The organism is Fodinibius sp. SL11 (genome assembly GCF_052060035.1).
In the GTDB taxonomy this organism is placed as follows: Bacteria; Bacteroidota; Rhodothermia; order Balneolales; family Balneolaceae; genus Fodinibius.
Window position 1 is genome coordinate 311,487 of the sequence record NZ_JBPOEA010000002.1, and the last position, 22,372, is coordinate 333,858.

Genomic DNA, 22,372 nt, shown 5'->3' on the forward strand with positions numbered 1-22,372 from the left:
TAAGTTTAGAAGGATTCCTCCTCCGATACTAGTTCTTTTCCTTTTTCCATCCAATGATAGACGGTGGGTAATACCAGCAGCGTAAGCAGTGTTGCTGTAACAAGACCCCCGACCACTACCGAGGCCAACGGACGTTGTACTTCGGAACCGGGCCCAGTGTTAAAGGCCATCGGGATAAATCCGAGGCTGGCTACCAGGGCGGTCATCAGTACGGGACGTAAACGGTCGCTGGCTCCTTGGATGACGGCTGTTTTGAGGTCTTGTCCTTCTCTCCTCAGATCATTCAAATGAGAGACCAGAACAATACCGTTGAGCACGGCCACCCCGAACAGGGCCACAAAACCGATGCTGGCTGATACAGAGAGGTAGAGTCCTCTCATCCAGAGCATGAAAATACCTCCGGATAAGGCCATCGGGAGGTTGAGAAATATCAACAGGGTAAATCTGAACTTGCCAAACATCATATAAAGCAACCCAATAATAATTAATAACGAAATGGGTACCACGATGTAGAGGTGATTCATAGCTCGCTGCTGGTTTTCAAACGTTCCACCGTATTGCAGAAAGTATCCGGCCGGGATATCAATATTCTCATTGATGGCCTCTCTTAAATTGGATACGTAGGTACCGATATCAATATCTTTGATATTTATTCCCAGTATGGCACGCCTCCATCCGTTTTCTCGAGAAATTTGCCGGGGGCCTTCTTCAGCATTAATATTGGCGACTTCTTTAAGCGGAATATATCCACCGTTGGGTAGCTGTATGGGAACATCCATAATGTCCTGAAAATCCTTTCTCAGGTTTTCAGGAAGACGCACCCTGATATCAAAGCGGCGCTGGCCTTCAAAAATCTGCCCGGCTGTACTCCCGCCTATACCTGTTTCAATCACACTTTGAACTTCATTTACATTGAGCCCATAGGTGGCTACTGCTTCACGATCAATTTGAATATTGTAATAGGGTTGTCCGCTACTCTGCTCCATGATAAAATTATCGGTCCCCTTAAGGTCACTGAGTAGTCCTGATATTTTTTGTCCCACGGCATTGAGGGTATCAAGCTTTTCACCGAATATTTTCACCGCAATATCAGATTTGACCCCACTCGTTAACTCATCCACACGCATGGCGATAGGTTGGGTAAAGTTGTAGGATAGACCCGGCTCAGTTTCCAGGTAGGGGCGAATACTTTCGATAATATCTTGTTTACTGATTCCATCACGCCACTGCTCACGAGGCTGCAGCACTACCCAAACATCCGTTTGGTGAATACCCATCCAGTCATTGGCAAGATCTGATCGTCCTGTTTTAGGTACAACCGTTTTGACTTCAGGAATGTTCTTTTTGATTTTGCCGGCCAACCAGTTGGCATTGTTTACGGATTCATCCAGTGTTACCGAAGGCATGCGGATTTGCTCGATGAGTATGGATCCCTCATCTAACTCCGGTAAAAACTGGGTGCCAAGGAAGGGCATTATTGCAATGGAAATACCAAATATTGCTACAGCAGAACCCACAATGATGCCCTTTTTATTCAGACTTTGCTTGAGAAATTTTTCATAGCGAGGCTTTAGCCAGTTAATGACATAGTTTTTACGCGTTTTCACTCCATTACGAAATACAAGAGCTGATATAGCAGGCACATAAACCAAGGCTAAAATAAGCGATCCCAGAACCGCAGCTCCCACGGTTATAGCCATGGGTCGAAATAGAATACCTTCCATTCCCGAAAAAGTCATTACGGGGACATATACCATCAGGATAATTAAGACCCCAAAGAAAATAGGACGGGCTACTTCATGAGCGGCCTCCCGAATGATCTTCAGTTTTGATTTTTCCGTTTTATCGCTGTTCAGTTTCTCTACAATATTCTCCACCATCACTACCGATCCATCGACGACCATACCAAAGTCAATGGCTCCCAAACTCATAAGGTTTGCGGCAAGTCCCAACTGATCCATTCCAATAAATGCAAAGAGCATAGACAACGGTATTACCGCTGCAACGATGAGGGCACCGGTAATTTCACCGAGTAAGAGTAGCAACACGGCAATCACAAAGAACCCACCCTCTACCAGGTTGGTAATAATGGTGTCGGTCGTACGGTCAACGAGATCAGATTGATCATAAAATTTTTCAATTGTTACCCCCTCGGGTAAACTTTTATTGACCTCGTCAATTTTTTGGTCCATATCCTGGATTACTTTGCGGCCATTTCCTCCGCGAAGCATCATTACAATACCGGTGACGATCTCTCCCTGTCCATCGCGGGTTACCGCGCCTTGTCGCAGTTGTTTGCCAATATTTACATCTGCAATGTCTTTAACATAGATGGGACGATCTTCCGATCGTTTAACAATGATGTTCTCGATATTATCGGCATTGGAAATTTGCCCAAAACCCCGGATAATATACTGTTCCCGGTTGTGTTCAAGAAAATTACCTCCGGATACGCTGTTATTGTTTTTAATAGCGTCGGTAACATCCTTTAGGCCAATGCCAAAGTTCCTTAGCTTATCAGGATCTACTGATACATCATACTGCTTTACAAAGCCTCCGAACGAGTTGATTTCGGTTACTCCATCAACCGTTTTTAATTGAGGGGCAATCAGCCAATCCTGAATAGTGCGGAGTTCGGTAAGAGTATGGTTTTTGCCTTTTACCTCATACTGAACAATTTCGCCCATAGCGGTAGATATGGGACCCAAATTGGGGGTGGATACTCCTTCAGGCAGTTCGCCTGCAATACTTTGGACACGCTGGCTTACCTGTTGACGGGCAAAATAAATGTCTGTACCCTCTTCAAACAATATGGTTACTGCTGACAAGCCAAACTGTGAAATGGAGCGAACTTCTTTAACATTTGGAAGCCCGTTCATCGAGGTCTCTATGGGATAGCTCACCAACCGTTCTACATCATAGGGAGAGTATTGACCGGCTTTAGTAATGACCAGTACTTGAACCGGAGTAACATCAGGTTGAGAATTTATTGGGATATTTGATAATGAAAACACGCCCCCAACAGCCATCAGCAAGACCAGGGCAAGGGCTACAAATTTCTGTTTTAAACTAAAATCGATAACTCTGTTTAACATAGTAGGCGAAACTGTAGGTTAGTCGGCAAATTGTTCGAAACGTTCTAATGCTTTAAGGCTGAAAACCTGGCTCACTGCGATCTTTTCTCCCGGTTTTAGTCCTGAACCTATGACGGCACGATCATTAGTCATACGTTCAACCTCGACGATCCTCTTTACATATTCTCGCGGAGAACGCTGTACAAAAACAGCAGCATCTTGTTGTTCAAATTGAATAGCAGAAAGGGGAATCGTAAAACTTGAATCTGAGGGTTGTGCGGCGTAATTCATCCGTACACTCTGACCCACGATAGGCCAGTTGTTCTGAGTCGGTACAATGCTGTTAAGCACGATGGATTTGTTTGCTTCGTCCAGAGCCGGATTGACCGAGCCAACCGTCGATTCAATTCTCTTTTTTTGAGGCGTACTGCCTTCTGTTTTTTCGGTAATTACAACGGGGGTACCCTCACGCACAAAGGGGGCGTCTGCTGCTGAAACAAAGCCTTTAACAAGAACTTCGGTATTATCAATGATATCCAAGAGTTTGTCATAGGAGTTGACGGATTCTCCAAGATCTATCAGATGCTGATTTAATACACCTGAAATGGGGGCATGAATCGTGAGTTGAGATTTTGGGTCCGAGGTAAAAGGATCCCAATTTTGAACCTCATTGCTTGTAATACCCACAGCACGAAGCCGAGCTAAAGAAGCACTCTGTTTCGTCATTGCTCTTCGGAGGTCGGCTTGTGATCGTTGAAGGGTGCGTTCCGGGCTAATCTTTTCTTCCGTTAACACTTTCAGGCGTTCTACCTGTTGTTCTTGATAGGTGACTTCAGCGGTTGCTTCCAAATAATCACCAACCAAGTTGGCAAATTCCAGACTTTCCAAAGTTAGTAGGGGATCTCCCTTTTGCACCCGGTCTCCCTCGTGGGCATAAATTTTAGATACCCTTCCGTTAATAGGAGAGCTAACCACAGAAATGCGTTCCGGGGCCGCAAAAACTTGTCCTGGCGCATTAATTGAGAAATTAATTTGATCTTTTTCTACGGCATAAACTTTAATATTGAGGTCTTCGACTTGTTGCTCGGTGAGCCGCACCACCTGCTCCTGGGTTCCTTTTTCCGAAAGGGAAGGGGGTGTTCCCGGATCAGTAGTAGTCCCTTCCGGACTGGTATCCGAGCTGCAACTTCCAAGAAAAAGAAGAGACAACAGAATCAGTCCCGCAGATTTAATGGATGAATTTATTTTTTGTGATGACAAAACGTTCATAATAGATGCTGGATTTTAATTAAATATGATATCTGTTTGCAGATATTTCTCGAGTTCGATCACTTGCAGATAATAATCTCTCAGTGTTTCGTAATACGATTGCTGTGTTCGCAGGTACGTTCGCTGGGCTTCCAGCAGGGTAAGCAGATCCAGCTCACCGAGTCGGTACCCTTTTTGTGTCATATCTACCAACTGTTTTGATTTTTCTTGGATAGATTTGCGATATCGAATTACGTTGGCGCGTGTAGTTTCATAGCCGTGCCAGGCTTGCTCAGCCTGTTTTTTGATGGAAAGTTGTTCTTCACGGTGTTTCCATTCGACTCTGCGATATTCTGCTTTCGACTGTTGCACTTTGTTAGACTGGTTTATGCCGAACCAAAGGGGCACGCTCACTCCGATTTCAAAAGCGTTGAAATCAAAACCATTGCCAAAATCCTGCCGGTAGTACATAACATTTAGGTCAGGCAGATAACTGCTTTTGGCGGCTTTTGTCTGATAGGAAGCAGCAAGCTGTTCTTTATTTATTTGCTGCAGTTGTGGATGGCTTTCTAATTGTTGAAGGACTTCCTCTTGGTTAATATTTACTTCTACATAATGCAGTGTATCGGGGAAGCCGATTTCATAAGTTTGTTGCTCCTCATCCAGCCCAATCGTCTCAAATAAATTGTAGCGTGCCTCCATAATCTGCTGGTAGGCTTTCTCCATATTATTTTGTGCTTCGGTAAGCTGAAGATCGGCCTGCATGGCGTCAATTTCGGAGGATTCACCGAGATCGGACCGAGCTTGTGCCGCATTTCGCAAGTTTTTTAACAGTTGCACCCGCTCTTGTGCCAGGTGGCTCGATTCAATAGCATAGGCAAGCTTGGTATAGGCAGATTTCACATTGGCCTTGAGCTGAAGTTTCAATGCCTGTAGTCGGAGTTCCAGCGAACTGGTATTAGCACGTTCGCTTTTTACCCGATAGTAGCCGGTTAAGGGAAAGTCCAATGATTGTGAAACGATCCAGCGCTGTTCTCCAAAAGTACCCTGACCAATGCCTTCCTTGGCATAGGTAACAGTAGGATTTTTAATGCCCAGACTTAGACCGGCCTGTTGTTTTTGGGCTTCAATACTATTTTTTAGCTGGTTTACCTGTGGACTGTGTTCGTAGGCAATATTAAGGGCCTTACCAACACTCAAATTGTTAAGGTCCGTTGTATCTTGCGGAGTGGGTTGAAATGAAACAAGCAGTGCAATTATTACAGAAAAAATCATTACGTATTTCTTTGTCCGTTTAAACGCGACTATGCGTAGTTGTTCTGTGGACTAAGGTAATAATCAAATCTGTAGAGAATATGGATTTGGAACCTATACTTTTTGAGACCCTTTATTCGCCATATCAAGGAAATACTATGGTCTGCTCTCTTGAAAGAGATCTCAAGAGATGGAAGTCATGGTAAGGGAAATTTTTGGAAAAAAGAGATGCAGTTAAATTCGAGGGCTGCCAATCAATGACTAATTGTTGATTTTATATGTATAGTCTTGGATTTAAAACTGGATGGAAACTTTGGCTCCTTTGTCCGGGCGATTACGGGCCGAACAATTGAAATCATGCAGTCGACAGATGCTTTGGACAATGGAGAGTCCCAAACCGGGACTGTTATCATCAAAACCATGGGTGTGATTTTGTGTTTTTTGAAACCGATCAAAGACCGAATCAATAAACTCTTGTGGAATGCCTGGGCCTTCATCCAGTACAGAAAAGATACGTTGTTCCTCATCACAGCTTGTTCTGAGGATAATAGAAGCACCGCTTGGCGTATACTTAATTGCATTCTGAATGATATTATAGATGGCCGCCTGAATTAATTCGCTGTTGCCCTTTACTTTAATCGTGCAGTCAAACTCTTTATGCATCGTGAGTTGCTTCATCTCAATAAAATCACTGAGCTCATTCATAACATTTTCGGCAATAGCCGTAATTTCGACATCTTCATCGAGCGAATACTGCCGGTTTTCTACACGACTTATGAGTAGCAAAGCGTTGCTCAGGCGACTCAGCCGCACGGCTGTATCCTGAATATTGCCGGCTGCTTTAGTGGTTTTTTCATCGAGGGCATCTGCATTCGAAAGAATTTTCTCCGCTTTTTGCCGGATAATAGAAAGTGGAGTCAATAATTCATGGGAGGCATTCTGAATAAACTGTTTTTGATCCTCAAACGATGAGCGAATATGCTGCATCATGGAGTTAAGAGCTCGATTTAAAACGTTTATTTCATAGGTACTGGTTTCGGGGAAGGATTCCTCGAGGTCAGACGGGTCGGAGATATGTTCGAGCGTAGAAACGGTTTGGTAAAAGGGCGTAAGAATTTTATCCAGCACAAATTGATTGAGGATATAGAGTAGCAGAATCCAGATCAGCAATCCCGCCAGTATGCTCAGTAATATCGTTCTGCTGATATGTTCCCAAGAGGCAACTTCCTCATACAATCGTACGGTATAATAGGTATCGTTGACATTGATGGCTGTGGTCAGCCGCCGATAGGATTTTTCCTCCACTTCTTTGGTTGGGTTTCGAAGGGTATCGATTGTCGAAAATTGATTTTCATGTGGGGCAATAGCACCATCATATTTTTGAATTTCGATCCATTCGTAAGAGCCAAGAATGCCCAGCTTTTTGATGTCTTCAAGGCTGGAGGCGTTTTCGTCAATTTGATTAATGATATCAATTTTGTGTTGCAGCAGGTGATTATCGAGCTCACCGTATACGGAAGAATTCACAAGGTAATAGATGCCGACCACAGTAAGGGCAAAAACAACCAGCGTTAAAGCGGTATTACTCAGTAGTATTTTGTTATTCAGTTTCATAAGTCGTCAGTTTGTATCCCACACCATACACTGTTTTAATGAGATTCTCCACCCCGGCCGTATTTAATTTTTTACGGACATTTTTCATGTGAGAATTAATAAAATTCAGGGAGAAACGATCATCAATTTTGCTTCCCCAAATGTGTTCGGCAAGTGCAATCCGGGTGATGGTTTTATTTTTATTAAGCATCAGGTAGCGGAGTATTTTGTACTCAGTTTCTGTGACGTCCAGCGGTTTATCATCAACCTGCACCTTCATGTGGTCCAAATTGAGTTTCAACGGACCCGCCGCAATTTGATTATCGCTAAGGTTATATTTTCTGCGCATTACCGCATGAATGCGGGCTCTCAATTCGGCAATGGGGAAGGGTTTGGCCAGATAATCGTCGCTACCCAGCTCCAGCCCTTTAACTTTATCCTCGGTTTCCCCGCGGGCCGTGATGATAATAACAGCAGTTTCTTTGTGATCACTTTTAATCGTTTGGAGTAGGTCAAGGCCGTCGCCGTCGGGCAACCCCAGATCCAATAAAATAAGATCGTATTCTTCTGCTGCTACGAGATCTGAAGCTTTGGTCAGCTTTTGAGCCGAATCAACATTAAATTGTTCTTCGAGCAGACACTCTTCAAGGTCTTCAATTAGCAGCGGTTCATCTTCAACAATCAGCGCGCGCATATGTTAATTGTTTTGTTGTTGCATTTGATGATGTTCGATTCGTCGCCGGTGGGCTTTCAGGTAGCGTTCATCTTCGGCATAGGTGGTAGGGTAGACATCGGGCACCGGCTTAGGATTAAGATTTTCGTCCACATTTACAAAGGTAAACACACAGGTGTTCGACAGTGCTTTAGTCACCTTGTCCATACTGGTGCGCTCGATATCAATTTCAATCGTCATTGAAGTATCGCCGGTATAGACGACGCGGCTGGTAAAGTCGAGCTTGTCCCCAATGCGGATGGGCTGCAGAAAATTGATCCGGTTTACGCGGACAAAAATGGGGCGGTCGGGCATGATTTCCTCAGCCTGAATAAGGGCAAGTTCAAACGCCCTGCGGATAACGTAGCCCCCGAATATTTTTTGTGGCACATTTTCCAAATTTGGATACATTCGTTCTACGCTATTACGGATCTGCTTGCCAGCCAGCAATCCCTCAAAATCTTCTCTTTCCTGGGCTTTGTGTAGCTCTCGGAGCATCTGATATTCTTCCTTGCTGGGCGGTTCATCGAGTGCATCAATCTGCTCACGGTATTTTTTGCGTCGCTCAATAGCGGCCTCGTATCGCTGCTTCTCAATGTCGCTTTCATATTCAAGTGGTGGAATGGGCAGGCTTTCGGCCTCATCGCCTTCACCTTTGCGTGCTACCATCGTGAAATAGCAGGCGGCAAGCGACTGATCGGCCTCTTTATCTTGATCCACGCGAATACCGACCTCCATCGAAGTTCGTCCCACATAATTGATGCGAGCACGTAAATATACATCTTCGGTGATATCTCCGGGAACATGCAGGGCAATATCATCCACTGCAGCGGTAACCACACGGCCTTCAGGCTCAAACTGATGCACATAATCAAGGGCGATATCTTCGGCAATTTTATCGAGCTCCTCAAGCAGACGACCCCACCTGATATTACCGGGGATATCTTTGTCAACAATCATGAATTTTTTACGCAGCTTCTTGTCTCTGCTAAAAGGGAGCGTGCGTTCGATGGAAGTATCGAGTGGGCGCATAGATATCGTTTTTGTTAATACATTGGAATTGAATAAATATAGAAATCTGTTGGTACTTTTAAATATACGTAGTGTTGATGTATAGAATAAATAATCCTGATAACTCGAGATTGTTATTGTAAAGTGATATCAATAATCTGTGCTTGTTTAAAAGATTAAGGTAAAATGTATTATATGGACAACGTACCTGTGGTTTCAACGGATCAGTTACAGAGGTTTGTCAATAAGAGTTTAGGAACGGTTTTGGATGTAAGACCTATTGCTGCCTATAACGGCTGGCGGCTTCGAGATGAAAATAGGGGCGGTCATATACCAAACGCTAAAAGTATTCCTCTGAAGTGGACCCGGTACATGGATTGGGTTGAAGTGCTGGATGAAAAAAATATCAAAAAAAGTGCACCCGTAGTGGTGTATGGGTATGAGAAAGAGGAGGCGCGATCCATGGCGGAAAAATTACTGGATCTGGGGTATGATGACCTTCGTGTTTATAATAAGTTTTTGACGGAGTGGATTGTTGATGAGGATTTACCGCTACACCGGCTTGAACGATACAAACAGCTGGTGCATCCGGAGTGGGTGAAACAGCTTATCGAGGGGAATAATCCCCAAGAGTATGACAATGATGATTTTGTGATTTGCCATTCGCATTATGGCTATCCCGAGGATTATAAAAAGGGACACATCCCAGGTGCGATTGCATTGGATACGAATTGGCTGGAGTCGACGGAGAACTGGAATCGCCGTACGCCAGAAGAACTGCGGACACGGCTGGAAAGCCTGGGAATTCATTATGATACCACCGTGGTGGTGTATGGACGTTTTTCGGCGCCGGTGTATGACGAGGAACGTTTTCCCGGGAAAAGTGCGGGACATCTGGGAGCTATGCGCAGTGCTGCCATTTTGCTCTATGCCGGTGTTCAGGATGTCCGTATTTTAAATGGCGGGATTACTTCATGGGAGGATGCAGGATATAAGCTTTCAACTGAAGAAGTAGATCCAAAACCTATCGATGATTTTGGGATTGAAATACCTGGTCGTCCGGAAATCATGATTGACACACCAGAGGCCAAAGAGTATTTGGCTTCGGAAGATGCAGAGCTGGTTAGCGTTCGGAGCTGGCCGGAATTTATCGGAGAACGTAGCGGCTATCACTACATTGAGAACAAGGGACGTATTCCCGGAGCCGTATTTGGTAACTGTGGCAGCGATGCTTATCACATGGAAAATTATAGAAATTTTGATCACACCATGCGTGAATATCAGGAAGTAGCACAAAATTGGATAGAAGAGGGGCTAACGCCCGACAAAAAATTAGCTTTCTACTGTGGGACCGGCTGGCGGGGAAGCGAAGCTTTCTGGAATGCATACCTAATGGGGTGGCCGAAGGTTTCGGTATATGATGGCGGATGGTACGAGTGGAGCAGCGATCCTAAAAATCCGATAGGCACCGGTGAGCCGGAGTAGGGAGGCATGTGTGTACTTTTTTTGCCCAAATGTTAACTGATAATCATTACCAATAGTTTAGTAATTCGGGTTTTATCTAAAGGTATCTATGGAATTCGAACAGCTGATTTTTGGTTACATTACTAAACAGTTAATTTAACATTAAATTAATTAAGGACACAAGGAATCACCTATGGAGTTTGGCATTTATACTTTTGTTGAAAATACTCCGCATCCCCAGCTGGATCGCATGCTTACGCCCGCCGCGCGGTTTGAAAACCTAATGGAAGAAATTGAATTGGCCGATGAGGCCGGGCTCGACCTATTTGGTATTGGAGAGCACCATCGCGAGGAATATTTATCGTCATCACCGACAACCATTCTTGCTGCAGCAGCATCGCGCACCAAACAGATTGGCCTCAGTAGCGCAGTTACGGTTTTGGGATCCGAAGATCCCGTTCGGGCGTATCAGCAGTTTGCGACGATTGATCAGCTTTCCAAAGGACGGGCTGAAATTATGGTGGGTCGCGGGTCTTTTGTGGAGTCTTTTCCGTTGTTTGGATACGATTTGCAGGATTATGAAGAGTTATTCGAGGAAAAATTGGATCTACTTCTGAAACTTCGTGAAAATGAAACGGTCACTTGGAGCGGAAAGCACCGTCCCGATATCGATAGCCGTGGTATATATCCACAGCCATATCAAGATAAAATTCCCGTATGGAGAGCAGTCGGCGGAACGCCAAAGTCAGCTTATCAGGCGGGTGCACTCGGACTGCCGATGGCGTTGGGGATTATTGGCGGTCAGCCCGAGCAGTTTAAGAAGCTGGCCGATATCCATAAAAGAGGAGCTGAGGAGAACGATCACAATCCGCCAAAACTGAGCATCAATTCCCATGGATTTATTGCCGAAAATTCCAAGGAGGCGGCTGATATCGCTTTTCCCGCTTTCAAAGTAACGATGGATAAAATCGGTGAAGAGCGCGGTTGGCCACCGATGACGCGCGACAAGTTTGAGGCTTCCCGAACGCTTCGTGGGGCGAATGCGGTTGGTGATCCACAAGAAATTATTGACAAAGTGCTGTTTCAGCACGAAATTTTTGGTCACGATCGCTTTTTGCTGCAGATGAGCGTGGGTTCTATTCCACACAAGAAATTGCTTAAATCAATTGAATTATTTGCAACGGAAGTGAAGCCGGCGGTGAATAACGCACTTAATGAAAGATAAATTAAATACTATGAACGATGTCAGGATGACGTTTAAAGCTCCCTGGGACTGGTTGCTTATCTTGATGACGAGTGGAGTCACATTATTGCTGCTTGGACTCGATTACTATTCGACCGGAATAATTCCCACGCTTATCACATGGTCCATTATTTTGGGAGCGCTCGGTTTTGGCATATTTGGGTATCACATAGAAGATGAACATCTCAAAATATTACGGCTCGGTTGGTCGAAGGATATCGAGTTATCAGACATCAAAAGTGTAGCGTATAAGCCTTATGCGATGACGGGGTCAGTGAGAACATTTGGGATAGGCGGACTGTTTGGCTACGTTGGCTATTTCAGAAATAGCATTCTCAAAAGTTACAAAGCGTACGTGACCCATCGTGAGAAAACGGTGGTGCTCACAACTGAAGAGGGAGAAATCGTAATTTCTCCGGATGATCCAGAAGCGTTTGTGGCATCTATAAAGTCAGTTTTAGGCGATCATCTTGTCGACAGTTGATAACCGGTTTGAGAAATTCATCCCTATTAAGAATTGATCTTATTTAAGTTTCTGTTTCAATGGCAGTTTCGTATCATTGAGCCTCATAAATCTAACCACTTAAACCCTATTTTTATATGTATACCGGTTTACAACACCTGCACTCCGGCTTTGCATACCTGGTGCTGCTTATTTTAGTTGGCGTTATAGGATATGCGTTAATCAATTTGATCAACAAAAAGCCATTCAGCGAAACCTCGCGTAAACTCTCATTAGTGGGTTTAATTGCAGCTCATACCCAATTACTTATTGGCTTTGTACTCTATTTTCTCTCACCCAATGTGATATTTTCCGGGGAAGCGATGGGCGATGCCATGTCGCGCCTGTATTTACTCGAGCACCCGCTGACCATGATTATTGGTATCGTGTTGATTACCATTGGTTACTCCAAGGCCAAAAGTGGAGATGATGATGCCGCTCGATATAAAAAGATCCTCATTTTTTACGGCTTGGGATTATTCCTGATCCTGCTTCGCATTCCATGGTCGGCATGGCCGGGCATGTAGTTTTCTTTTATTCTGATTAAAACGTAAAACCTTTTCCTATCTAATAATTGGCGGCATGAGCATCATTGAAGTTATCATTCTCAGCATCATAGAGGGAATTACCGAGTTTTTACCGATCTCCTCAACAGGACACATGATCTTGGCCTCTCATCTTATAGGATTAGAAAACACCGAGTTTCTCAAAACATTTGAGATCTCTATCCAGCTTTCGGCGGTGCTGGCCATTGTGGTGATGTATCGAGATAAATTGTTTGCCGGATTACAGTTGTACTTTAAACTATTTTGGGCCTTTATTCCTGTTTCCATTGTTGGGTTACTATTTTATGACACGATTAAAGCGGTGCTGTTTAATACCGTTGTAGTGAGCGTGATGCTTATTTTAGGTGGACTTGTGCTCATCTGGCTTGATAAATGGACCCGCAACCGGGAAACGCAATATGCCGAACTGGAAGACATCTCCACTAAAAGTGCTCTGATGATCGGTATTGCTCAGTGTTTTGCCCTTATTCCCGGTACATCGCGTGCCGCAGCAACGATTATCGGTGGCGCGGCCATTGGCTATAACGAGCGACAGGCAACTGAATTTTCTTTTTTGCTGGCCATTCCTACCATGGCAGCAGCGACAGGGTATGACCTTTTAAAAACGGCTTCGGCCATTTCTATGGAGCAGTTTATGCTATTGGGACTGGGAAGCGTTTTTGCCTTTATCTTTGCCTGGATAGCTGTTAAGGGCTTCCTCAAAATTGTAGATCACTATGGTTTCCGACACTTTGGATATTACCGCATCGGTTTGGCGGTCGTGTTTTTAATATTGGCTTTCGGTTTTAATATTACTTTGTATTAAGAGATAAAATATTAAACCTGAAGTATGGCCGGTCGCAAAACCACCCCTCTCAAAGATTTTTCGCTTGGTTCCCACCGCTGTTCGGTTGATCTGCGACTGGAAAAGCTGAGTATGGTGCCCTTTTTTGAGGATTTGGAAAAAGAAGAGCTCACAGCCATTAATCAGCAATTTAGTGCAGCGCATCATCAAGCAGAAGAAACGATTTATCACCAGGATGAACGGGCGACTATGCTGCGGGTTGTGGTCCACGGTGCCGTAAAGCTGGTGCGGCACACCATGGATGGAAAAGATGTGCTGTTGGATATGCTTCAACCGGGCGAATATTTTGGGAACCTTTCTAATACGGGCAGGGCCATTTATTCTGAAACCGCTCGTGCGCAAACCGATGTCTGTATCCTCTCTATTCGGATGAGTGACTTTCGATCGCTTCTTAATGATTATCCGAAAGTTGCTGTGGCCGTACTCGATATAACGGCCGACCGACTACAGTCTTCCCAAGAAAAAATTCGTCATCTTACTACTCTGACTGTTAAAAAGCGCATTGCGCATATCCTGGTGATGCTTTCCGAAAAATTCGGTGAACAAAGCACATACGGATTGCTTCTGCAGCTTCCACTGTCACGCAAAGATTTAGCTGATATGGCGGGAACTTCCTCAGAGACCGCCAGTCGGATAATGAGCGACTTTCAGGATCACGATATAATAAAAACAGGTCGTCAGTGGGTTGCAATTAGTAATATGAATCGCCTTGCCGATATCGCCAAAGAGTAGTCAGGGTAGAGTACAGGAAAAATTACTTTTTCCCGATAGTAAATAAATCCTCCCTTAATTGAGCCAGATCATTTTAGTGCAGATAGACCTCCGTTACATTGGGAACAGAAACCAATGATAACAAACGGAGAACATGATGTTACAACTAAAAACGGTAAAATTATCTGCACTAATAGCATTTTTCTTTTTAGCGGGATTAACGTTTCCACAACAGGCCGAAGCACACTGCGATCGAATTAACGGTCCGGTAGCGGTGGACGCCCGAAAAGCCCTGGAAACCGGTGACGTAGGTCACGCTCTTATCTGGGTAACGGAAAAACAATCCGATGAACTTAAATCAGTTTTTGAACAGGCAAGAAAGGTTTATGTAAAGGGCGACGAATCCAAGGAATTAGCTGAACGCTATTTCATGGAGACTACCGTGCGATTACACCGCGAAGCCGAAGGGATGCCTTTTACCGGATTAAAGCCGGCCCAACCCAATCCCAAAGATATTGCCGTCGCTGAAGAGGCTCTGCAGTCAGGAGATGTAGAACCGGTAGCCACGATGCTTGCCAGTGAGATCAAAGAAAAGGTTACGGAGCTACATCAACAGGCGATAGAAACCCAAGGTAAGAAGAGTGAAAGTGTTGCTTCGGGACGTGAGGCCGTGGATGCCTATGTACGATATATCGTGTATGTCCATAGCCTGTACAAGACCATCCAAAGTGGGCCAGCACACGGAATCGGGAATTAACTGACAAAAGCTAATCATCAAAAAACGAGAACACTATGGAATCACTGACTAAAACAATACTGCGAAGCGACGAATTAAGCTGCCCATCCTGTGTTAGCAACATCGAATCGACCTTAAATAATATGAAGGGTGTCCAAGAGGCCAAGGTCCATTTCAATACCGGACGAATTGAAGTGGAACACGATAGTGAGACTGTTTCTGAGCAGAATCTTATAGATGCTATTCAGGATACGGGATACGAAGCAAAAGTATCACAATTTTAAAGGGTAACAGATTAGTGTTATGAGATTATTAAATCGATTAAAGCAAAAGATCAGAAATCCGACAAGCCGAAAGAAGCTATTACTTATAGCAAGCGGGATATTTATTGGGATGGGCTGGTCGGCCGAATGGCTTTTTAGTGCTCCAGTCGTTTTTAATGGGATGATGATTGTTGCCACTTTGCTGGCCGGCTATGATATCGTAAATCGTGCCTGGCAGGGGCTGAAGAATCGGCATACCAATATTGAGCTGCTGGTGAGCATTGCAGCTGTTGGTGGGCTTGCAATTGGGGTGTATTGGGAGTCGGCAGCGGTAACATTTCTATTTCTGCTGGGCGGCTGGCTCGAAGCGCGGACGCTCAGTAAAACCCGAAGCACGCTCAAAGAACTCGTCGATATGGCTCCGGAAACGGCTATTGTGTTAGAGGATGGTCAGCAGAACGAAATTCCGGCGCGGAAAGTGCAGTCTGGTTCACTGATCCTGGTAAAGCCGGGCGGAAAAATTCCGGTGGATGGTATTGTGGAAAGCGGACACACTACGGTAGATGAAAGCATGGTCACAGGAGAATCTATGCCGGCCGAAAAGCAGAGAGGTGACGAGGTGTATGCCGGGACCATCAACCGAAATGGGAGCATCCAAGTGCGTGCCACCCATGCCGGTGTTGATACGACTCTTGCTAAAATTATCCGACGGGTAGAGGAAGCACAGGAGGAAAAGGCACCCACACAACGATTTATTGAGCAATTTGCTATCTGGTACACGCCGGGCATCGTAGCATTAAGTGTAATTTCATTTGCAATAACACACAATCTTGAGCTGGCCCTCACGCTGCTGGTCATTGGCTGTCCCGGTGCACTTGTCATTTCTACGCCTATCTCAATTATTTCGGGCATAGGTCGCGCCGCGAAGAAAGGTATCCTCATCAAAGGAGGAGAGTATCTTGAAAATGCCGGAAATATTACGGCGATAGCCCTTGATAAAACCGGGACACTTACCGAAGGAAATCCAAAAGTAACAGATGTGTTGAACTTTAAGCCGGTTGCCGTTATAGCGGGAGGAACGTTCGAAGGTGAATCATTGTCGGCCAGCTCAAAAAATCCTGATAAAAATGAAAAAGAATCATGTTCCGATGTAGAGCAAGATATCTTGTCTTGGGCTGCAATAGCGGAATCAGTTTCAGAACATCCGTTGGCCGATGCCATTTTAGCTGCTACCGATAATAGTTCTGAGGTATTGGAAGCCGATCGGTTTACTGCTCACACCGGAAAGGGGATCGAAGCAGAATATCAGTCAAATCACATTCTGGTTGGACAAACGGAGTTTATCAAAGAACAAGGAGTTGTCATTGATGATCAGGCTGAAGCAGAAATAGAGAAGCTGGCAGAATTTGGCAGAACGGTAGTGCTGGTTGCCGTTAACGGGGAGTTAATTGGAGCCTTGGGCATTATGGATACGTTGCGTTCCAATGCTGAACAGATGGTGCAAGAATTGCGGAATTTTGGAGTCGAACGTCTGTTGATGATAACCGGGGATGCTTCTGGTACGGCATGTCATGTCGCTGAAGCCGCAGGAATTGATGAAGTGCATGCCGGCATGCTACCTGAAGATAAATTGGAGGTGGTTAAGAAACTTCAAAAAGAAGGACATAAAGTTGCCATGACCGGAGATGGCATCAATGATGCTCCGGCACTGGCGACTGCTGATTTGGGCATAGCCATGGGCGTGGCAGGTACGGATGTAGCAATTGAAACGGCGGATTTAGCATTGATGAGTGACGACCTGTTGAAAATTCCGGAGGCTCTTAATCTATCTAAAAAGACGCTGCGCAATATTCGTCAAAATGTGGTAGTAGCGCTTGTTACGGTAGCAGCATTGCTGACAGGGGTGTTTTTAGGCTCAGTGCATATGGCAGGGGGAATGTTGATTCATGAGCTCTCGGTCATGGCGGTTATCCTGAACGGAATGCGATTGCGGTGGATATAAAGTTAAATCATAATAGCTCGGTTATTAATAATGAAAAAAGCCTGTCAGTTTATAAGGACTGACAGGCTTTAAAGTTCAGAAAATTTTTTCTGAAGAATATTATTCCGGCATATCATTACCACGTGGTACAAACGATTGGATATCAGTAATTTCACGTCCCAGAATCAAGCCGTGGATATCATAGGTGCCTTCGTAAGTGTTAACGGATTCAAGATTCATTACATGATGGATCACGCGATATTCGCCGGTGATACCGTTAGCCCCGTGCATATCTCTTGATATTCGAGCTATTTCTAACGCAGTACCGCAGTTATTGCGCTTGGCCAGTGATACCATCGAGTGATGAGCTCGTCCCTCATCTTTTAGCTTACCCAGCCGCCATGCCAAAAGCTGCATTTGGGTAATTTCGGTTAGCATGTTGGCCAGCTTGGTCTGTGGTAACTGGTTTGCCCCGATAGGGTAGCCAAACTGCTTACGGTCGAGTACATATTCTCGTGCTTTCTGGTAACAGAATTCGGCCGCTCCAACCGTGCCCCAGGCAATGCCGTATCGCGCAGAATTCAGACAGGTAAACGGCCCTTTGAGCCCGCGGATATCAGGAAAAGCATTTTCATCAGGAACAAAGACATCCTCAAAAACCATTTCTCCGGTCTCCGAAGCACGTAGCGACATTTTATGTTTCGTAGCCGGTGCGCTGTAACCATCCATATCCTTGGTCACAATAAATCCACGGATTTCTCCTTCGTCGTCTTTGTTTTGTTTGGCTTTGGCCCACACGATGCCTACATCTGCAATCGGAGAATTGGTAATCCACATTTTGGCCCCGTTTAAAATCCATCCGTCATCCGTTTTAATTGCAGTGGTACTCATTGAACCAGGATCGGAACCGTGATCCGGCTCAGTAAGACCAAAACAACCGATAAGTTCACCTGTGGCTAATTTTGGCAGAAAACGTTCTTTCTGCTCTTCGGTTCCGAATTCAAAAATAGGCAGCATTACCAGCGACGACTGCACCGACATAAACGAGCGATAGCCCGAATCAACGCGTTCTACTTCACGGGCAATGAGTCCGTAGGCCGTTTGGCTGGCATCCACGCCGCCATACTTCGGTGGTAAATACGAACCGAGCAGTCCCAAATCGCCCATTTCAGTGGCGATATCTTTGTCAAAATATTCTTCTTGATTCCCTTTTAGTGCTCGTGGCTCTAATTGGCTCTGCGCATAATCGCGAGCTGTCTCCATGATCATGCGATCATCTTCAGAGAGTTCAGATTCAAATTGAAAAGGGTCGTCAATGTTAAAGCTGTTACTGGCCATGGGATAATTGTTTTCTATGATATTTTCTTTTATCGAAGGTAAGTGATATGGTTGAAAGTTGCAGGTTGTAAGTTAAAAGTATCAACCATTCAACCTTTCACTTACTAACTTTCAATATTGGTTATCGCCAGAACTCTTTTTTGAGTTCACGGGCGATAATCATCCGTTGTACTTCGGAGGTGCCTTCGCCAATGGTCATCAGCTTAGCATCACGCATAAAACGCTCCACGTGATATTCCTTGATATAACCATAACCGCCGTGAATTTGCACCGCTTCATCAGCAGCACGAACGGCCAGTTCTGAGGCAAATAGCTTCGCCATTGAAACTTCTTTGGTGAATGGTTTGCCTTGGTCTTTAAGCCAGGCCGCACGGTGGACCAGCATGCGAGCGGCATCTACTTCGGTAGCCATGTTTGCTATCTTGTTCTCGATCGCCTGAAAGTCCCCGATAGGAGAACCAAACTGCTTGCGTTCTCCGGAATATTTCATCGACTCCTCAAGGGCTCCGCGTGCAATTCCAACCGACAGGGCACCAATTCCAATGCGTCCACCGTCAAGTACTTTCATCGTGTCAGTAAAGCCTTTTCCAAGTTCGCCCAGCAGATTTTCTTCCGGTACCTCCACGTCTTCAAAAACCACTTCTGTGGTATCGCTGGAGTTCATACCAAGCTTTTCCATTTTTCCGCCGGGTTCCACGCCGTCCCATTTCCCTTCAACAATAAAAGCACTAATACCTTTGGTTCCTTTCTCGGGATCCGTTTTGGCCAATACTACATAAATATCACCAACCGAGCCTTGTGTAATAAAAATCTTGGAGCCATTGAGAATATATTTGTCTCCATTTTTTATTGCAGTCGTTTTCATGCCCGAAGCATCACTGCCTGATCCGGGTTCCGTAAGGCACCAGGCTCCCAGTTTTTCTCCTTTGGCCAAGGGCGTCAAATATTTTTCTTTTTGGGATTCATTTCCTGCCAGGGCAATATGTCCGGAGCCCAGGGAAGTATGTGAGGCTACTGTTAAAGCCAGAGAAGCATCCCAGCGGGCAATTTCTTCAATAGCAAGGCAAAAGCTGACGTGTCCCACACCGCCTCCGCCAAATTTTTCGGGATGGACCATACCCATAAAGCCTTGTTCTGCTAACTTTTTTACAAGATCATGCGGAAATTTTTTGCTGGCATCACGCTCTTTAACACCAGGTTTGACATGGCGCTCAACAAAATCTTTGATACTGTTACGAATCAGTTGCTGTTCTTCGGAAAGTTCAAAACTGAGCTCAGTAGCTCCCTGTAATAGTTCAGTACTCATAAGCTGGAATAAATAGATTGGAATTTTCTTTTTCTTAAAATAGAAAAAAATTAGTTAAGCATTTTACAAAAAAGAGCAGATGGATGCTGTTAATAAAACCAGTAATTAGAAATAGATAACAGAATTTAATTCTAATAAGGTTTTAATGGGCACACTACTATTTTAAAAGTTAAGTACATAAAAAACAGTTATTTATATATCGTTATTACGGAACAAAGAGTTGCAGGATCAAGTTAAATATGTTGAAAGTTGACTCATTCAAGTCAATAAAATTTCATTAAGAAAAAAGTGAGGACGTTATGACATTTAATAAAAAGATCCTTTTTACAGCGCTTATTCTAATAATAGGAATGACGTTAGTTGCTAATGAGGCTATTGCTCAAGATCAGCCTGAAGAAGTGACATTATCAGGACAGGTGATCGATGTAACTACCCAGCAGCCCTTAGAAGGAGTGCAAGTGATGTTGGATGGTGAAGATATGGATACAACAACGGATACTGATGGTAATTTCAGTTTTGAAGGACTTAGTGCAGGCACATACACGGTGATGGCACAAACTGATGGCTATCAGGCCTGGGAGAGCAGTGTGATGGTTAGTGAAGATGGAGAAACCATTACGATTGAAATGGAACCATCAGAATATTATGAGGAGTAAGTAAAGACCGAAAATCCTAAGAAAATGATTAAAGGCCATCAGTTTTTTTATTGATGGCCTTTTTTATTCAAGCTGCTTTAACTTCATCTCCGTTTTCAATATAACGCCGAAATTAGCAATAAAAACTATCCGAAATTCCACGTCACGCCACGACCGATTTCGGGATCGGGATAATTCCAGTCTACCGCCCCCTGATCGCAGGCATACATGCACGTGCCACATTCAATACAATCCTCAACCTGAAAATGTACTTGTCCGTCCTCATCCATCGTATAGCAGTTAGCGGGACAAACATAGGTGGTGCATTTATGCGGACAGGTTGAATTACAGATATCGGTATCCACCTCAATATGTGGCTTGATATCCGATTTTGCCTGGTTGCGGTAGCTGACCAGTCCTAATCGCTCTGTAAGATCCATTAATTTCATAATATTAAATAATGACTTGCCATTAATTAGCGCGTGTCATTCTGAAATACATTCAATATGACATTTTGAATTATAACGATTTCGCTCCTTTAAAACCGATTTTTATCAGGTCCCAGTACGATGAGTGCTCTTTAATAGACTCCTTCATGAGCTCACGTGATTTCTTTGTTGGTTCGTTATCGATGGTAAAGAACTTGCGCCCGAAATCGCATATTAGGTTGGGTACATCCTGATACATTGTAGGATTATGAAGCATGTGCACAGCATCCTGAAAGCTGTTAATATCTTTCATAACGTAGCTTTCCTCGAGCGCCCTTTTATATTCTTTCAAGGTATTGCTCGAATAGTCACCGCGATCTTTGGCTTTAACAATCGTTTCTGCACCCAGAATACCCGATCGCATAGCATAATCCATACCCTGAATAGCCTTCCCGGCATTCATCAGCAAGTTAGCTGCTTCACCGCATAACAGTACACCATCTTTATAAACCTCTTTTGGCATTGCGCGCTTATCGCCTGAAGAAACCACATGTGCAGAATATTCGACGACTTCCCCGCCCTTAATTGTATCTTGGATAACAGGGTGTTCTTTAAAAGTATTTAACAGGTCATGGGGACTTTTTTCTTTCTCGCGCATGTCCTTGATGCCTGCCACCAAGCCGAGCGAAATGGTATCACGATTGGTGTATAGAAAACCTCCTCCCTCAACACCATCGGTGGCATATCCCACAAACTCATTCGACATGCCGCTGAGTCCATTCAATTGAAAACGATCTTCCAGCACTTTTTGATCGTAGCGGATGACTTCTTTGATGCCAGTTAACATGTGATCGGCCGGCACGTAGTCATCCTGCAGCCCAACCTGACGCGTAAGAAGATTGTTGACGCCTTCCGAGATGATCACACTATCGGCATGAAATTCTTCTTCACCGGTGCGAATACCAACGGCTTTGTCATCTTCCATCAGGATTTCATCCACCTTAATATTGGTTGCGATGAACGATTCCATTGCATAGTCGCTGTTGTCGATCTCTTCCTGAACCTTTCCGGCCAGCCAGCGATCGAACTTTGAACGCAGCACTACAACCCCGGAATAGGGTGTTTCGTTGAAGTGTGATGATTTAAAATCGACCGAGAAGGTTGACTGTTCATCCATAAAGGTGAGTCGGCGATGGTTGATGAATCGCTCCCAGCCGCCGTCTTCTTCCTTCCAGTACTCGGGGACAAGCTTCGCCAGGTCACTGCCCCAGAGCACCCCGCCCGAAACATTTTTTGATCCGGCAAATTCACCTTTTTCGATGAGTAGAAACTTCATGTTATTGCGGGCTAATATCATCGCAGCTGCTAATCCGGCAATACCCGCCCCCACAATAATACAGTCAAACTTTTCGTCCATCATAATAAATATTGAATGATTAATTTTGAATGTTGAATTGCTATGT

20 protein-coding genes are annotated in these 22,372 nt (G+C 44.5%); 10 read left to right on the forward strand and 10 right to left on the reverse strand.

The genetic code is table 11. The annotated features are described in order from the left end of the window. Positions 1–5 precede the first annotated feature (5 nt). The 6 genes from ACQ76V_RS04520 to ACQ76V_RS04545 form a co-directional block, all read right to left on the reverse strand. Positions 6–3,095, reverse strand: coding sequence for an efflux RND transporter permease subunit (locus tag ACQ76V_RS04520; protein ID WP_440999288.1), 3,090 nt, complete (start codon positions 3,093–3,095; stop codon positions 6–8). Between the two features lie 18 nt (positions 3,096–3,113). Beyond that, entirely contained in the window at positions 3,114–4,343 is a 1,230-nt protein-coding gene (locus tag ACQ76V_RS04525) for an efflux RND transporter periplasmic adaptor subunit (protein WP_440999289.1), read from the reverse strand. A 15-nt stretch (positions 4,344–4,358) separates the two neighbouring features. Then, the gene (locus ACQ76V_RS04530; RefSeq protein ID WP_440999290.1) at positions 4,359–5,597 is read right to left on the reverse strand and encodes a TolC family protein; all 1,239 of its coding nucleotides are present in this window, start codon (positions 5,595–5,597) and stop codon (positions 4,359–4,361) included. A 273-nt stretch (positions 5,598–5,870) separates the two neighbouring features. Beyond that, complete coding sequence (locus ACQ76V_RS04535; protein ID WP_440999291.1) at positions 5,871–7,190, reverse strand: sensor histidine kinase; 1,320 nt, start codon at positions 7,188–7,190, stop codon at positions 5,871–5,873. Continuing rightward, positions 7,177–7,863, reverse strand: a complete 687-nt coding sequence (locus tag ACQ76V_RS04540) for a response regulator transcription factor (protein WP_440999292.1) — start codon at positions 7,861–7,863, stop codon at positions 7,177–7,179. Before ACQ76V_RS04540 ends, ACQ76V_RS04535 begins: the two co-directional genes overlap by 14 nt. Positions 7,864–7,866: 3 nt before the next feature. Continuing rightward, complete coding sequence (locus ACQ76V_RS04545) at positions 7,867–8,913, reverse strand: acyl-CoA thioesterase (protein WP_440999293.1); 1,047 nt, start codon at positions 8,911–8,913, stop codon at positions 7,867–7,869. A gap of 174 nt (positions 8,914–9,087) precedes the next feature. On the opposite strand from ACQ76V_RS04545, the gene ACQ76V_RS04550 reads away from it, so the two are divergent. The 9 genes from ACQ76V_RS04550 to ACQ76V_RS04590 all read left to right on the forward strand — a co-directional run bounded on the left by ACQ76V_RS04550 (position 9,088) and on the right by ACQ76V_RS04590 (position 17,223). Next, on the forward strand, positions 9,088–10,377 hold the full coding sequence (locus tag ACQ76V_RS04550; RefSeq protein WP_440999294.1) for a rhodanese-like domain-containing protein: 1,290 nt from the start codon (positions 9,088–9,090) through the stop codon (positions 10,375–10,377). 172 nt (positions 10,378–10,549) lie between these two features. Beyond that, a complete protein-coding gene (locus tag ACQ76V_RS04555) occupies positions 10,550–11,581 on the forward strand; it encodes an Atu2307/SP_0267 family LLM class monooxygenase (RefSeq protein WP_440999295.1) in 1,032 nt (343 codons plus the stop codon). Then, complete coding sequence (locus ACQ76V_RS04560) at positions 11,571–12,083, forward strand: PH domain-containing protein (RefSeq protein ID WP_440999296.1); 513 nt, start codon at positions 11,571–11,573, stop codon at positions 12,081–12,083. Before ACQ76V_RS04555 ends, ACQ76V_RS04560 begins: the two co-directional genes overlap by 11 nt. Positions 12,084–12,199: 116 nt before the next feature. Then, a complete protein-coding gene (locus ACQ76V_RS04565) occupies positions 12,200–12,628 on the forward strand; it encodes a hypothetical protein (protein ID WP_440999297.1) in 429 nt (142 codons plus the stop codon). A gap of 55 nt (positions 12,629–12,683) precedes the next feature. Continuing rightward, positions 12,684–13,472, forward strand: coding sequence for an undecaprenyl-diphosphate phosphatase (locus ACQ76V_RS04570; RefSeq protein ID WP_440999298.1), 789 nt, complete (start codon positions 12,684–12,686; stop codon positions 13,470–13,472). 24 nt (positions 13,473–13,496) lie between these two features. Continuing rightward, the gene (locus tag ACQ76V_RS04575; protein WP_440999299.1) at positions 13,497–14,243 is read left to right on the forward strand and encodes a Crp/Fnr family transcriptional regulator; all 747 of its coding nucleotides are present in this window, start codon (positions 13,497–13,499) and stop codon (positions 14,241–14,243) included. A 133-nt stretch (positions 14,244–14,376) separates the two neighbouring features. Continuing rightward, positions 14,377–14,979 carry a DUF6448 family protein gene (locus ACQ76V_RS04580; protein WP_440999300.1) on the forward strand — a complete coding sequence of 201 codons (603 nt, stop codon included), beginning with the start codon at positions 14,377–14,379 and terminating at the stop codon, positions 14,977–14,979. A 35-nt stretch (positions 14,980–15,014) separates the two neighbouring features. Continuing rightward, entirely contained in the window at positions 15,015–15,242 is a 228-nt protein-coding gene (locus tag ACQ76V_RS04585; protein ID WP_440999301.1) for a heavy-metal-associated domain-containing protein, read from the forward strand. 19 nt (positions 15,243–15,261) lie between these two features. Further along, positions 15,262–17,223: a heavy metal translocating P-type ATPase gene (locus ACQ76V_RS04590; protein WP_440999302.1), complete on the forward strand. Its 1,962-nt coding sequence runs from the start codon at positions 15,262–15,264 to the stop codon at positions 17,221–17,223. Between the two features lie 99 nt (positions 17,224–17,322). Here ACQ76V_RS04590 and ACQ76V_RS04595 read toward each other — a convergent pair whose 3' ends face one another. Continuing rightward, positions 17,323–18,540: an acyl-CoA dehydrogenase gene (locus ACQ76V_RS04595; RefSeq protein WP_440999303.1), complete on the reverse strand. Its 1,218-nt coding sequence runs from the start codon at positions 18,538–18,540 to the stop codon at positions 17,323–17,325. 121 nt (positions 18,541–18,661) lie between these two features. Next, positions 18,662–19,846, reverse strand: a complete 1,185-nt coding sequence (locus tag ACQ76V_RS04600) for an acyl-CoA dehydrogenase family protein (RefSeq protein WP_440999304.1) — start codon at positions 19,844–19,846, stop codon at positions 18,662–18,664. A 299-nt stretch (positions 19,847–20,145) separates the two neighbouring features. Between ACQ76V_RS04600 and ACQ76V_RS04605 the strand changes: the two genes are divergently transcribed. Next, entirely contained in the window at positions 20,146–20,502 is a 357-nt protein-coding gene (locus ACQ76V_RS04605; protein ID WP_440999305.1) for a carboxypeptidase-like regulatory domain-containing protein, read from the forward strand. Between the two features lie 125 nt (positions 20,503–20,627). Here the strand turns inward: ACQ76V_RS04605 and ACQ76V_RS04610 are convergent, their stop codons facing one another. Together ACQ76V_RS04610 and ACQ76V_RS04615 are read right to left on the reverse strand one after the other, a co-directional pair. Next, on the reverse strand, positions 20,628–20,930 hold the full coding sequence (locus ACQ76V_RS04610; RefSeq protein WP_440999306.1) for a ferredoxin family protein: 303 nt from the start codon (positions 20,928–20,930) through the stop codon (positions 20,628–20,630). 70 nt (positions 20,931–21,000) lie between these two features. Further along, positions 21,001–22,329 (reverse strand): FAD-dependent oxidoreductase, encoded by a 1,329-nt coding sequence (locus ACQ76V_RS04615; RefSeq protein ID WP_440999307.1) that lies wholly within the window; start codon positions 22,327–22,329, stop codon positions 21,001–21,003. Between the last annotated feature and the right edge of the window lie 43 nt (positions 22,330–22,372).